The 434-nt window shown below is 56.7% G+C and carries 1 protein-coding gene; it reads left to right on the plus strand.

Annotated features, from left to right (window positions below; translation table 11 throughout):
• The coding region (tsf, locus tag HX773_RS25655) for a translation elongation factor Ts (protein WP_176973832.1) at positions 1-434 on the plus strand (434 nt) is incomplete at both ends.

Consider the following 434-nt stretch of genomic DNA (forward strand, 5'->3'; position numbering starts at 1 on the left):
TGATCCTGGAAGTGAACTCGCAGACCGACTTCCTGGCTCTGCAAGACGACTTCAAGAACTTCGTCGCTGCCAGCGTCGAAAAAGCCTTCGCTGACAAACTGACCGACGCAGCTCCGCTGATCGCCGCTCAGGAAACTGCTCGCGAAGCCCTGGTTGCCAAGGTTGGCGAAAACGTCAACATCCGTCGCCTGGCTCGTATCGAAGGTGATGTGGTCGGTGCCTACCTGCACGGCAACAAGATCGGTGTGGTCGTGGCCCTGCAGGGCGGCAACGAAGAGTTGGCCAAGGACGTTGCCATGCACGTCGCGGCAACCAACCCTGAATTCCTGCTGCCATCGCAGGTTTCGCCTGAGGCTATCGAACGCGAAAAAGGCGTTTTCCTGACCCTCAACGAAGAAAAGATCAAAGGCAAGCCTGAGAACATCGTTGAAAAC

The sequence above is a fragment of the Pantoea sp. B9002 genome, from assembly GCF_013385945.1.
GTDB lineage: Bacteria > Pseudomonadota > Gammaproteobacteria > Enterobacterales > Enterobacteriaceae > Pantoea.